This window comes from Pseudoalteromonas sp. APC 3694, assembly GCF_030407565.1.
In the GTDB taxonomy this organism is placed as follows: Bacteria; Pseudomonadota; Gammaproteobacteria; order Enterobacterales; family Alteromonadaceae; genus Pseudoalteromonas; species Pseudoalteromonas tetraodonis.
The window spans coordinates 92,043-105,011 of the sequence record NZ_JASDDE010000006.1 but is presented as its reverse complement, the minus strand read 5'-3'; the positions used below and the strand labels follow the sequence as shown (position 1 = coordinate 105,011).

Genomic DNA, 12,969 nt, shown 5'->3' with positions numbered 1-12,969 from the left:
AGTGGCAGACATAAAAAAGCCCAAGGCTGGGCTATTAGATTAAAATCTGTGTTATTGATTTTTCATTAATTTGCTGGTGATCACACCTGAGGTCATAGAGCCTGATACGTTGAGCGCTGTGCGTGCCATATCTATTAAGGGTTCAATAGAAATAAGCAAAGCCACAACTTCTATAGGTAATCCCATGGTAGGCAATACAACCAACGCTGCGAAGGTAGCACCACCACCAACACCTGCAATACCAAACGAGCTAATAACCACAATACCAATTAGCGGTAAAATAAACTCAAATGTAAGTGGGTCTATCCCCACACTTGGCGCAACCATCATTGCGAGCATCGCAGGATAAATACCAGCACAGCCGTTTTGACCAATAGTGGCACCAAAAGAAGCCGATAAGTTCGCAATTGCTGGTGGTACTTTTAACTGGTTAATTTGCACATCGACATTCATAGGAATGGAGGCTGCTGAGCTACGTGAGCTAAATGCAAAGGTCAGTACTGGCCAGATTTTTTCAAAATAATGCTTTGGGTTTACACCCACAAAGCTAAGCAACAAGCCATGCACAACAAACATTAATAAAATAGCCACATACGAGGCAACAATAAAGGCAAGTAAATTTAAAATATCGCTACTGCTTGAGTTTGCCACAACGCTTGCCATTAGGCCCGCAACACCATAAGGCGTGAGTGCAATTACCATGCGAACTAAGCTCATTACTGTTGCTTGTAGGGCGTTTACACCGTTACGAATTGGGCTAGCAAGTTCTGTTTTTTCCAGCATTACTTTACGTGCAGCTATACCAACAAGTACACCAAATATAACCGTGGCAATAATAGAGGTTGAACGTTGATTACTTAAATCCGCAAAGGGGTTTTCAGGAATAAAGCTCAGTAGCATTTGCGGCACACTTAGGTCGGCTACATTCGCAGCTTTGCTTTGTAGAGTGTCCATTCTAGCGGCTTCTCGAGTACCCGAAACAAGCCCTTCAATACTGAGGTCAAATCCATAGGTGACAGCAATACCCACCAAAGCGGCAATTGCTGTGGTAAAGAGTAAAACAGAAATACTAATAAATGATATTTTACCTAAAGAGCCTTGGTTTTCGAGCTTTACCACTGCGGCAATCATAAAAATTAATACCAATGGCATGATGATCATTTTTAATAAACCGACATAGCCTTTACCCACCACGCTTACCCAGCTGAGTATTTCTTTAATGGTTTCTGGGGAGTGGGCAAACAAAAACTGTAGGGCTAAGCCAAAGGTGCTACCAAGCACTAAGCCAAATAAAACGGTACGAGATAAAGAGCTGCTTTTTTGCGAAAAAAGATAAATCGCGAACAGCAAACCGACAAATAATGCCAACATTAATAATACAGCAAGCGACATAGTACCCTCTTTTATAGCTGTGAATTAGCGCGGCACTTTAACGCTTTGTAAGACGTTAACAAAATACGCTTTCGCTATGGTATAGAATTAAAATGAATATAGTAATAATATTAAAGTATAACGAATGAGCACATTGTTGAAAAAATTAACCCATATGATTGTATTTTCTTTAATTTATGGCGTTTACTAGATGAAAGTAAGATTTTAACTACAGTTAAAATCGTAACCTTAGTACGTAGTAATAAATTAATTTGTTCACTTTAGTTTTTATTTAAAAGAGGGAGTAGAGGTATGTTAAAGGCAATAATGGCACTGGTGATGGTTTTAGTGGTTAGTGGGTGTTCAACCCAATACCCAAACCAAGCACTACTTGGTAAGCAATTTCCTACTGTGACGGGAGAAAGCTTAGAGCAACAGTCATTCACCATTCCTGAGGACTTTAACAACCCCAATACGTTGCTGTTAATTGGTTATAAACAAGATAGCCAGTTTGATATTGATCGTTGGCTTATTGGTTTAGATATGAGCGCAGTGAATGTGACCGCTTATGAGTTGCCCACTATTCAGGGTATGGTTCCTCGCATGTTTAGTACCTTAATTGATAGCGGTATGCGCAAAGGGATCCCAAAAGAGTTGTGGGGTGGGGTGATCACAATTTACAAAGATGGCGATAAGGTTCAGGCATTTACTGGTAACGAAAACCCGAATAACAGCCGCGTAATACTGCTTGATGAGAGTGGCAAAATTATTTACTTTTACGACCGTGGCTTTTCGGTCTCCGCGTTAAATAATTTAAAAGCGGTGATTGAAAAGCAATAGTTTGCAGATAAAATTAGTTGCCTTTGGGCACGCTATAACTAAACGTTAGCGTGCCACGTTATAAAAGCATTATTCACTTACGTTATTTCTGCCTTTCTTTTTAGCTCTATAAAGCGCTAAATCAGCATTTTTTAAAGCCTCGTCAAAGCTTTGTTTTGCTGTTCTTTGTGCTACGCCAATAGAGACAGTCACGTTCACCGTTTTATTGTCGCTTGGCTGTTTACCTTTGCGAGATTTTTTATCTGTGCGTTTTGGGTTTCTGATCACCATGTCGTAAGTTGCAATATTTTGACGCAGTGTTTCGAGTTCAGGAATTGACTGCTCAGCTGTTTTTCTTGGAAATGCAACGGTAAATTCCTCTCCGCCATAACGGTAAATCTTGCCACCCCCTTTAACGCCACTCATTTTTGCTGCCACTAGCTTAAGTACTTGGTCGCCAATATCATGGCCATAGGTGTCGTTGAATTTTTTAAAGTGGTCAATATCGAGCATAGCAACAGTGTATTTTCGCCCTAATGATAGAGCAAGCTGATTAAGTGCGCGGCGCGTTGGTAAGCTCGTTAAATCGTCTCTGTAAGCTAAATAATAAGAGTCGGTACTCACCGCTAATAAATACAGAGAAGCCACAAGTACAGCAATGACAGATCAAGGAAAATCAATAACATGTTGTTGGTTAAGGCACCACACAATAAAAGTAATGAGTAACGCCGTTTGCGTCAGGTTATGTGTTCTTACGCTTTGCCAAATGAGTAAGCTGCCAATGAGCGACAGTGGTAAAGCTATGGGTAAATAAGGAAGCAATTGAGTATAACCAGAAGGTTGTAATGATAGCCCTTGTAAATGCAGACTCAGTGCCAGCCACGCAAACGCTGCGCCGCCACATAGAATAATTAATAAGGTTCGGGTCGCAGTGTGTATTGATAAAAGTGCGCGATCTTTTATCACGGCTAACAACATTAATAAACTTGCAGCACATAATAAAACCCAATCAGATTGCGCTTTAAGCCAACTTGACCACGGCAAAGCATACTCAAGTGAACATAAATAAAGTAACCAAAACGCGCACAAAATAGCAACTCGACTTCGATTAAACTGAGTGGCAAATATAGCGGTAATAATCAGTAATGGATAAACAAGATTATTAATAAGAGAGGGCTTACTTTGCCATTGGGTTTGAAATTGAGTTAATAACAAAAATAATCCACACACGGCTAAAAGACTCAAAGAAGTTGATTTAACTCCTGCTAATTTTAACAACCCATGCTCCAAAGACCGATGCCTAAAAAAATAAAAGCTTATTGTATTGATATATAAAAATATTACTACTTTAATGCTTGTTAATTATTTAAAAACAATACTTTAAAACTAATTCCAATGCTTTTTATCGACATTTTTTAACCAAATGTATGACATTTTAGTAAATGTAAAAATAGTGAGTAGATTAAATACAACAAGGTGGGAGACGATGTAAAAAGCGTTTAAACATTGAATAAGGCCATCCATGGCCTATTAATTAATCGTTTTTGTAGTAAGGGTAGTCACTGTAACCTTGCTCAGTCCCGCCATACATAGTGGCTGCATCGGCTTCATTTAATGGCCATTGATTTTTTATGCGCGCTGGTAAATCAGGGTTTGCAATAAAAGGGCGACCAAAAGCAAATAAATCACCGTAGCCTTTAGCTAACATCGCCACCGCTTTTTCAACAGTGTACTTACCAGCGTAAATAATACGCCCAGAAAATTCAGCTCTAGCTGCTTGATAAAATAGCTCTGGTAAATCAGGAGCATTGTCCCAATCAGCTTCTGCAATTGAAAGGTAAGCAATACCGGCTTGTTCAAGTACTTTAATCGCTTCAATGTAGGTATGATGTGGGTCTGATTCTACTAACCCTAAATAAACACGGGTTTCATCAGTACTGCTAAATAAGGGCGCAAATCTAACCCCTAAGCGCTCAGGGCCTACTACGTCACTTACTGCCGCGACAATTTCTTTTAAAAAGCGCAGGCGATTAGTAAGAGAGCCGCCGTATTCATCATCTCGTTTATTGGTGTGCTCAGAAATAAACTGATTTACTAAATACCCATTAGCACAATGCAGTTCTACGCCATCAAACCCCGCTTCTAGCGCATTACGGGCAGCTTGTGCATACATGCCAACAAGCTCTTTTACTTCATCGGTTGTTAAAGCTTGTGGTTCACTTGGGTTGGCTAAAGCGCCTTGAGCTGGTCCTGTTTCAATAAAGACTTTAACGCTATCAGCTGTTAGAGCTGAGGGGGCAATAGGTTTGGCTTCATTAGGCTGTAAGCTAGTATGTGAAACGCGGCCAACGTGCCAAAGCTGGGCAAAAATAATTCCACCTTCTGCATGTACTGCATCAGTTACTTTTTTCCAACCAGCTATTTGTTGATTAGAATGAATGCCCGGTGTCCAGGCATACCCTTGTCCTCTTGGTTCAATTTGAGTGCCTTCGGTAACCATAAAACCAGCACTAGCACGCTGTGCATAATATGTGGCCATCACCTCGTTGGGGATATTGCCAGGAACTGTGCTGCGTGAGCGTGTAAGTGGCGGCATTACAATACGGTTTTTAAGCGTGTATGGGCCTAAATTGATTGATGAAAATAGACTGTCGATATTTTTACTTGGTTGACTCATTTTAATACCTTTTAAATTAATAATGCTGTTTAGCGCCAATTACAATGCTGGTGATCATAGGGATTAAAAGGTACAATTTGAAACAATGCTTTTTTGTTTAAGATACAATTATGAATGGTATGTCTCGGCTTGATATAAAACAATTACGAATATTGAGTGCATTACTTAAACTAAAAAATGTGTCGGATGTGGCGCGAAAAATGGGCTTAACCCAGCAGGCTATTAGCGAGCAGCTGCGAAAATTGCGTGACTTATTTGACGATCGGCTTTTTATTCGCCAAGGCAATACAATGGTTGCAACACCTAAGGCTATCGCACTAGAGAAGCCCATTAATCAAATATTAACTCAGGTAGAAGCGTTATTAATACCTAAACAATTTACCCCAAGTAGTTACAAGGGCGTATTTACAATAAGTGCGACTGATTACGCTATAGCAGCTCTTTTGCCACAATTATTAGAAATAACAAGACGCGAAGCGCTAGGATTAAAGCTGATTATTCGTGACTTTGCCTCTGATAATGTTAATCAATTAATAAGTGCAGGAGAGCTGGATTTATTAATTAGTTTTCCTGAATTTATCCCAACAAACTTAATCTATGACACATTATTTGAAGAACAACATATTTGTATTGCGGGCAAAGACACGGTGTTTTCTTCGTCGACGTTGAGCCTTGCTGAAGTGGCGGCACACCCTCAATTAGTGGTTTCAGCGTCACGTGCTAACTTAAGAGGCTCTCACGACCAGTGGTTTGCTGATAAGGGCTATGCGCGCAATATAGTTATGTCAGTGCCTGGCTTTTCATTTGTCCCCGATTTGCTTTGCAGTACTGACTTAATTGCTTTTTACCCATCGCGTTTACTGCCAAACGCCAAAGTGAAACAGCTTGAAGTTGAATTATTACCACCGCCATTTAAGGTGATTGCAGCGTGGCATCCACGTTCAAATAACAGCGATATTCACCAGTGGTTAATAGCGCAATTAAAACGGATTTAGTAACTATTTAATTAGTTGACGAATATCGTTCCCTGTTGGTGCCTCATGGGCACGCAACGAAAAGGCGGGTAATATCGCTAATATATGGTCAAATATATCTGACTGAATATTTTCATACTCACCCCAATTAGTTGTATTGGTAAATGCATAAATTTCAATGGGTAAGCCATTTTTAGTTGGCTCTAGCTGCCTTACCATCAGTGTCATTCCCTGATGAATATGTGGGTGATGTTTTAATAACGCGACTAAATAATGACGAAATGTGCCAACATTAGTGAGCCGACGACCATTTAACGTACAGCTCATATCTATTTTTTTCGTGGTATTTTGCTCGTTAATAGCCGGTAGGGTAATTTCGAGGTAGTGACTTAATAAATCTGCTTTTTTCAGCGCGGTGATCTCTTGCTCATCTAAAAAGCGCACACTGCTCATTTCTATATGGATACTCCGTTTTATGCGCCGTCCACCGGATTCTGACATACCGCGCCAGTTTTTAAATGAGTCAGAAATTAGCGCATAGGTTGGGATAGTGGTAATGGTTTTATCCCAATTTCTTACTTTAACTGTGGTCAAGGCTATATCAATCACATCGCCATCTGCGCCGTATTTGGGCATTTCTAACCAATCACCAACCGCAAGCATATTGTTTGCTGAAAGCTGAATACCGGCCACCAGCCCTAAAATAGCGTCTTTAAACACCAGTAGCAGTACAGCCGATAGCGCACCTAAACCACTGAGTAATATTAACGGGGATTTATTCATTAATAATGAAATCGCTAAAATACCGGTTAATACGCTGGCGATCAGTTTAATTGTTTGTAAAAAACCACGTAATGGAAAGTGAGCTGCAATGGGTTGCCTGTCAGATATTGCTTGAAAAATATTGAGCAAAGAGAACAGCGAGAGCAGTGCAAATAAAATGATCCACTGATCAGTAAACATCTCAATGATATGTAAAAAAGCCGTTCCTTCTGGAACCCAGAGCCTAGCTTGTATAACAACCACAGCACCTTGTAAAACAAAGGAAATATTACGTGTTAATTTAAGCGCTAAGTCGGCAGGCGTGTGGGTATCGGTTTGAACAACTTTATCACTAAAGCGGCCTTTAAGTAGTCGTTTTGAAACTGACCTTAAGATGAGGTGCAATATGAGCGCAAATAAGCCAACCCAGCACAGTACTAATATGTTGTACCATAAATGCGCACTCCCAGGAAAATAAAGACTAAACCATTGCAGTAAAAATTCTCGCAGCTGCGATCGTATTTCAGTCATTTATATTCCCAAGAGATTTATTTGCGTGAGTTTCATCTATTTAATGAGATCTAGTTAAGCAGATGGGGCGAGAAAAGTCTATTTAAGCCGCGCTTAAATAGACGTTTTAAAAATAATATTTATATTTTATTTTCAGCAAGTTGCAGAGTTAACTCCTCAAAAATACTCGGATCGTCAATGGTTGATGGAATTTGCAGTTCTTCACCATCAATAAGTTGACGTAAGTTTTTGCGTAAAATTTTACCTGAGCGTGTTTTTGGTAAGCGCTCTACACATATAATATTTTTAAGACACGCAATAGCGCCGATTTGATTACGCACGGTTTGCACCAATTGCTGCTCTACTTCTTTATGCGATCCATGAAAATCATTTTTTAACACTACCATGGCCATGGGGTTTTGACCCTTGAGCGCATCATTAACACCAAATACGGCACATTCAGCAACCGCGGGATGAGCGGCTACAATTTCTTCCATTTCACCGGTTGATAAACGATGTCCCGCAACATTAATCACATCATCGATGCGGCCCATAATAAATAGGTAGCCATCATCATCAATATAACCGCCGTCGCCAGAGAGATAATAGCCTTCATATTCACTTAAATAACCGGCTTTAAAGCGTTCGGTATTTTGCCAAATAGTGGGTAAACATCCTGGCGGTAAAGGCAGTTTAATAACGACTGCACCTTGTTCATTGGGGGCGCATTCGTCACCATTCATATCTAAAATACGTACGTCAAACCCAGGAGTCGCAACCGTTGAACTACCTGCTTTTGTAGGTAGATGCTCAATGCCGACAGGATTACAGGCTATCGCCCAACCAGTTTCTGTTTGCCACCAATGATCAAGCACAGGTAGGCCTGTTTTTTCTTTGAGCCAATCGTAGGTGGGAGGATCTAAGCGCTCGCCTGCTAAAAACAAGCGTTTCAGACTTGAAGTATCGTATTGTTTAAACCCATCGGCATTGGGGTCTTCTTTTTTTATCGCTCTAAAGGCTGTTGGTGCGCTAAATAAAGCCGTTACTTTATACTGTTCAACCACTCGCCAAAATGCACTGGCATCTGGGGTTCTAACCGGTTTACCTTCAAATAAAATAGTGGCGCAGCGGTACATAAGTGGGGCATACACTATGTACGAATGGCCTACAACCCAACCAATATCTGAAGCGGCCCAAAACACGTCACCAGGTTTCATTCCGTATACGGTTTCCATGCTGTAATGCATGGCCACGGCATGGCCGCCATTTTCACGAACAACCCCCTTGGGAGTACCCGTTGTGCCTGACGTGTATAAAATATAAAGCGGGTGATCGCCACTTACCGGAACAGGATCAACGCCAGTAGCTGTTTGCATTGCAACAGCCCAGTCAATATCACGCTCAGGCATAAGTGGTGCAGTTACTTGCTCACGCTGATAAATAATACAATGTTCTACTTTATACGAGGCTGATTCGAGGGCGTTATCAAGTAACTCTTTGTATTCAATTACGGTATTCACTTCTACACCGCAAGAAGCACTGAGTACTAACTTAGGCTTGGCGTCATCAATTCTTACGGCAAGCTCATGTGCTGCAAACCCGCCAAAAACGACCGAATGAATAGCGCCGATGCGGGCGCAGGCTAACATGCCAATTACAGCCTCGGGGATCATGGGCATATAAATAACCACGCGGTCGCCTTTTGTTACGCCTAAAGACTGCATTACTCCTGCGAATTTAGCGACTTCTTGTTGTAGTTCAAAGTAACTGTAGCTGCGCGCGGTATTGGTTACGGGTGAGTCATAAATTAACGCTGTTTCATCACCATGGCCGGCAATAACATGCTGATCTACGGCTAAAAAGCAGCTATTAAGTTGGCCATCGGCATACCAGTGATATAAACCGTTTTCATCTTGTGTGTAAGCTGTTTCGGGAGCCTGGTACCAAGGGAGGCGTTTACTTTGCGATAACCAAAACGCTGCCGGGTTTTGTTTAAACTCGTTGTAATGTTGTTTGTATTCACCTGACATAAAGGCTCCTGAGCAAAATTTAATATAACTTTATTTAAAACTAAGCGCTTTTTATCAGGAGTGATATTCGACTATGGTCGGTTGAATAATGAACGGGTTGTGTGGTTTTTAGCTAACGCTATGGTTTATAACGAACTAACAACTAGTTTGATGATTTAAATGAGGTAACATATAAAAATGATGAACTATTTAATGTGGTAATAATGAGTCAAGTTGTCAGAGTAGGCGTTGCAGTGATAGTAATGCATGATAATAAAATTTTACTCGGTGAGCGAATAGGCGCACATGGTGCAAATACCTGGGCAACCCCTGGGGGGGCATTTAGAATTTGGTGAAACGGTTGAGCAATGTGCAGTGCGCGAAGTAGCAGAAGAGACAGGGCTTACTGTTACTAATATTCGTAAACTCGATTTTACCAACGATATTTTTAGCGCCGAGAACAAGCATTATATTACTTTATATGTGCAGGCAAAGTATGAAGGTGGCGAGCCTGTAAATAAAGAGCCTAACAAATGTTTACAGTGGCGTTGGTGCGATATTAATAACTTACCTTCACCTTTATTTACTTCATTAAAAAATTACTTAACACAAGGCGTTTTACCCACTCAAGACTAAAGGCGCGTTGGAATAGGGAGTTGCCATTTATTTAAAATTTGTTGGTATTCACCGCTTTCTTTTATCGCGTTTAATCTATCAGTAATAATTTTCGCTGTTTGCGGGTTAAGCTGCTTACTTGCTGCAAAGTGAAGAGAGGAAGGTAGCTCATCTAAATGTATACGCTTAGTAATTAAGCTTGGGTCGAGCCCTGTACGCTTTAGCTCGTTTTCAAGTGTGAGGGTGTTAGTTACCACAAAATCGATACGATTTTTATACAGCATTCTCCATAGCTGCTGGTAGTAACTCACTAAGACTAGATTCTCACTTTCAGTAAAGCCTTGAGCTTCTAAATAAGCTTGTGCAGAATAACCGCGAATAGTGGCTACTTTGTATTCTTTGGCAAAGTTTAAGTGAATCACTTAATCGTTATGACTGCGTAAACTTACTAGGTATGCATCTGCAAAATACACTTTTCCCAGCCACTTAAACTGGCTGTTTCTGTTTGGTGTTTTTAACAGTGACAGCATGATGGCATTAGGATTGGCTTGTTGTTGTTGAAACATACGCGCCATCGGCATTATTTCAAACGTTGCTGTTAAAGCCGTGCCTTTTAATACAGCTTTAGCGATATCAACTAAGGCACCCTGCGCTTCACCTTGAGGGTTTTTAAAATGATAAGGGGGCAAATCTTCAGCGATGAAGGTGACCGGGTTTGCGTGACAGACCGCACTATAAAAAACCACTACAAAAACAGTTAACATCATACGCAAACGCATAAATAATTGTCTTTAAAGCAATACATGAGGCTAGTGTAAATAAAATCAATAAAAAGGTACACGGTAAATGTGTGTTTTAGGTAATCAAATTGTTTAATTATTGTTTTTTATAAATTGACGAGGTGAGCATTGATACCAGCGCTTAAAGGCGCGATTAAAAGAGCTTTGATCATTAAACCCCAACATAGTTGCAATACTGCTTAGCGGATAATGAGGAATATAAGTTAACAAACGGCGTTTTTGCTCTTGCTCAAGAAGAGCGGCAAAATTGGTGTTTTCTTGCTTTAGATGACGTTGCACTGTGCGCGGGGTCATATTTAAAGCACTAGCCGTTCTGATCAGTGAACAGTCCTGCAAATCGTATTTAGCCATTAAAATATGATTAATTTTTTCTGTTAATAATTGCTGACTTTTAAACTGGGATAGCTGTTGCTCTGACATTTGCTTTAGCACAGCGTTAATCTGGGAGTTATCGGTTTTAAAAGGAAGGGTTAAGTAACTACTTGGAAACTCTACTTGATTAAAGTTAGCGCCAGCTTTTACTGGGCAATTAAACCATTGCGCTAATTGTTGTAACTCACTGTCTGAAAAATGTGCTATGAAATAAACGCAACTAGGCGAAAGCTGAGGATTAAGCAGTTGGCGTATAACACTTACCCACGCGGTCATATTTCGTAATACGGCCTGTGGACTGCACTGTGGGTCTGCTAACCAGGTTACCTTGCAAAGTGTTTGTTGCTGTTCAAACTCAGCACGCCCTATGTTAGCCACTAAACTGTCGTAGCTCAGTAATGCAGTAATGGCACTGGCTAGATTAGTACTTGATTCAATTAAATACCCAAGTACACCAAAATCAGCGGTGCGTATTTGTTTTCCTAACTCAAACCCGAATAAGGAGTCATTTAGCGTTTGCTGTGCATAACTAAGCAGCGCATTATAGCTTTTTAAGCTAATACGAGGCGCTAATTGTTGTGTTTGCTTATTTGCATATTCATCAAATTCAATGGCAGTTAGTATCTCTTGGCTATCTAATCCTGTGCTTTGAAGATAATCCAAACAGCTAGAAAAGTAATGATCGGCTAAGGTTTTCATTTGTCGCCTAAAGCTAAAAAATAGTCATCTAATCGCAAGTTTGCCATGCAATATTTTTATATGCTAGAGATCTATAAAAATAATATGGGGCACACAATGATTGAGATAAACGTTAAACATAGTGTGGCAGCAACGCCTGAACAATTATGCACCTTATTATTAGCGCATGCTGATTTGGGGCGCTTTTTTAATGCGCAGTTTGAAGTGTTAACACCGCAAGACTCGGGTGAAATAAGTGGTGGAAAAGGCACCATTAGACAAATAAAAATGCAAGGTACAACATTTAAAGAGCAAATAATAACGGCCAATAATAGCCACATTTGTTACCGCATTTTAGGGGATAAACCCGTTGCACAGCACCGTGGTGATATTTACTTAAAAGCCAATAATACTCAGCCATCACTCACCGAGATCAGCTACCATATTCGTTGTATTGCGCCTTTGTGGTTACCCGACTTTATACTGGCTTTTTTTATAAAAAAAGATGTTAGCCAAGCACTTAAAAAAATAGCCAGCTATTTTCAGGAGAAACGTCATGAGCATTGAAATTATTTTATTGGCACTGAGCCCTATTTTTTTGCTGTTTGTAGGGGTTGAGTTTATAAAATTTAGACGTTACTACGATATAAAAGACAGCTTAGCCAACGCGTTACTTGCTTTATTACATCAAGGCGCTGATGCCATTGCGTTATTATTATTAATGCCGTTTTTTTATTGGTTGTATCAGTTTCGACTATTTGATATTGAATTGACAGTATTTACTGTTTTAGGCGCTTTTTTACTGCAAGACTTTTTATACTATTGGTTTCATCGTGCATCACACCATATTCATTGGTTATGGGCCGCTCATGTAGTGCATCATAGTTCTACTAAAATGAATTTTACCACTGCGTTTAGGCAAAGCATAATGTACCCAGTAGCCGGCATGTGGGTATTTTGGCTGCCCATGATTCTCATAGGTTTTGACCCGCTTACAGTATTTAGTGTGGTGGCACTTAATTTAGCGTACCAATTTTTTGTGCATACGCAAATCGTAGGCAAGTTAGGCTGGTTGGAAAGGGTATTTAATACGCCATCGCACCACAGGGTTCATCATGCAATTAATAAAAGCTACCTCGATAAAAACTTTGCCGGCGTCCTTATTATTTGGGATAAGCTGTTTGGTACCTTTATAGAGGAGGACAAAAATCAGCCCTGTAAATATGGCATCGTAGGCCAGCTAAATAGCAATAACCCACTAATAATAACGTTTCATCAGTGGGCTCATTTATTAAAAAGTACCTATACGGCGAAAGGGTTAAAAGCGAAATGCGAAGTGCTATTTGGCTACCCAACCAGTAGCATTAAAATTAAATAATAGA

Annotated in this window: 11 protein-coding genes and 2 pseudogenes; 5 read left to right on the top strand and 8 right to left on the bottom strand. The window is 40.2% G+C overall.

Translation table 11 applies throughout. From position 1 onward, the window contains the following. Positions 1–51: 51 nt before the first annotated feature. On the bottom strand, positions 52–1,392 hold the full coding sequence (locus QMA00_RS04020) for an L-cystine transporter (protein ID WP_076920740.1): 1,341 nt from the start codon (positions 1,390–1,392) through the stop codon (positions 52–54). Between the two features lie 291 nt (positions 1,393–1,683). On the opposite strand from QMA00_RS04020, the gene QMA00_RS04015 reads away from it, so the two are divergent. Next, on the top strand, positions 1,684–2,211 hold the full coding sequence (locus QMA00_RS04015; protein ID WP_076920739.1) for a hypothetical protein: 528 nt from the start codon (positions 1,684–1,686) through the stop codon (positions 2,209–2,211). Between the two features lie 69 nt (positions 2,212–2,280). On the opposite strand, the gene QMA00_RS04010 is transcribed toward QMA00_RS04015, so the two are convergent. From QMA00_RS04010 to QMA00_RS04000, 3 genes are all read right to left on the bottom strand, one after another. Further along, the gene (locus QMA00_RS04010) at positions 2,281–2,838 is read right to left on the bottom strand and encodes a GGDEF domain-containing protein (protein WP_254843608.1); all 558 of its coding nucleotides are present in this window, start codon (positions 2,836–2,838) and stop codon (positions 2,281–2,283) included. Between the two features lie 18 nt (positions 2,839–2,856). Continuing rightward, positions 2,857–3,468 (bottom strand): hypothetical protein, encoded by a 612-nt coding sequence (locus QMA00_RS04005; protein WP_254843607.1) that lies wholly within the window; start codon positions 3,466–3,468, stop codon positions 2,857–2,859. Positions 3,469–3,724: 256 nt separating this feature from the next. After that, positions 3,725–4,867 (bottom strand): alkene reductase, encoded by a 1,143-nt coding sequence (locus QMA00_RS04000; protein WP_290156113.1) that lies wholly within the window; start codon positions 4,865–4,867, stop codon positions 3,725–3,727. Positions 4,868–4,977: 110 nt separating this feature from the next. On the opposite strand from QMA00_RS04000, the gene QMA00_RS03995 reads away from it, so the two are divergent. After that, positions 4,978–5,862, top strand: coding sequence for a LysR family transcriptional regulator (locus QMA00_RS03995; RefSeq protein ID WP_290156110.1), 885 nt, complete (start codon positions 4,978–4,980; stop codon positions 5,860–5,862). 3 nt (positions 5,863–5,865) lie between these two features. Here QMA00_RS03995 and QMA00_RS03990 read toward each other — a convergent pair whose 3' ends face one another. Continuing rightward, on the bottom strand, positions 5,866–7,134 hold the full coding sequence (locus QMA00_RS03990; protein WP_182739522.1) for a mechanosensitive ion channel domain-containing protein: 1,269 nt from the start codon (positions 7,132–7,134) through the stop codon (positions 5,866–5,868). Positions 7,135–7,253: 119 nt separating this feature from the next. Further along, positions 7,254–9,143 (bottom strand): propionyl-CoA synthetase, encoded by a 1,890-nt coding sequence (locus QMA00_RS03985; protein ID WP_069440131.1) that lies wholly within the window; start codon positions 9,141–9,143, stop codon positions 7,254–7,256. A gap of 203 nt (positions 9,144–9,346) precedes the next feature. Here QMA00_RS03985 and QMA00_RS03980 point away from each other — a divergent pair. After that, positions 9,347–9,758: pseudogene (locus tag QMA00_RS03980) on the top strand (NUDIX hydrolase). Here the strand turns inward: QMA00_RS03980 and QMA00_RS03975 are convergent. Continuing rightward, positions 9,755–10,516, bottom strand: a pseudogene (locus QMA00_RS03975) (transporter substrate-binding domain-containing protein). The pseudogenes QMA00_RS03980 and QMA00_RS03975 sit on opposite strands and share 4 nt — an antisense overlap. Positions 10,517–10,609: 93 nt before the next feature. Then, the gene (locus QMA00_RS03970; RefSeq protein ID WP_248474427.1) at positions 10,610–11,608 is read right to left on the bottom strand and encodes an AraC family transcriptional regulator; all 999 of its coding nucleotides are present in this window, start codon (positions 11,606–11,608) and stop codon (positions 10,610–10,612) included. Between the two features lie 96 nt (positions 11,609–11,704). Between QMA00_RS03970 and QMA00_RS03965 the strand changes: the two genes are divergently transcribed. Together QMA00_RS03965 and QMA00_RS03960 are read left to right on the top strand one after the other, a co-directional pair. Beyond that, entirely contained in the window at positions 11,705–12,154 is a 450-nt protein-coding gene (locus QMA00_RS03965) for an SRPBCC family protein (RefSeq protein WP_214553116.1), read from the top strand. After that, positions 12,144–12,965 carry a sterol desaturase family protein gene (locus QMA00_RS03960; RefSeq protein ID WP_248532464.1) on the top strand — a complete coding sequence of 274 codons (822 nt, stop codon included), beginning with the start codon at positions 12,144–12,146 and terminating at the stop codon, positions 12,963–12,965. Before QMA00_RS03965 ends, QMA00_RS03960 begins: the two co-directional genes overlap by 11 nt. Positions 12,966–12,969: the final 4 nt, after the last annotated feature.

Bases quoted from the DNA above. Each gene is read 5' to 3' on its own strand.
- QMA00_RS04020 (WP_076920740.1), bottom strand. From the start codon at position 1,392: ATGTCGCTTGCTGTATTATTAATGTTGGCATTATTTGTCGGTTTGCTG.
- QMA00_RS04015 (WP_076920739.1), top strand. From the start codon at position 1,684: ATGTTAAAGGCAATAATGGCACTGGTGATGGTTTTAGTGGTTAGTGGG.
- QMA00_RS04000 (WP_290156113.1), bottom strand. From the start codon at position 4,867: ATGAGTCAACCAAGTAAAAATATCGACAGTCTATTTTCATCAATCAAT.
- QMA00_RS03995 (WP_290156110.1), top strand. From the start codon at position 4,978: ATGAATGGTATGTCTCGGCTTGATATAAAACAATTACGAATATTGAGT.
- QMA00_RS03990 (WP_182739522.1), bottom strand. From the start codon at position 7,134: ATGACTGAAATACGATCGCAGCTGCGAGAATTTTTACTGCAATGGTTT.
- QMA00_RS03985 (WP_069440131.1), bottom strand. From the start codon at position 9,143: ATGTCAGGTGAATACAAACAACATTACAACGAGTTTAAACAAAACCCG.
- QMA00_RS03970 (WP_248474427.1), bottom strand. From the start codon at position 11,608: ATGAAAACCTTAGCCGATCATTACTTTTCTAGCTGTTTGGATTATCTT.
- QMA00_RS03965 (WP_214553116.1), top strand. From the start codon at position 11,705: ATGATTGAGATAAACGTTAAACATAGTGTGGCAGCAACGCCTGAACAA.
- QMA00_RS03960 (WP_248532464.1), top strand. From the start codon at position 12,144: ATGAGCATTGAAATTATTTTATTGGCACTGAGCCCTATTTTTTTGCTG.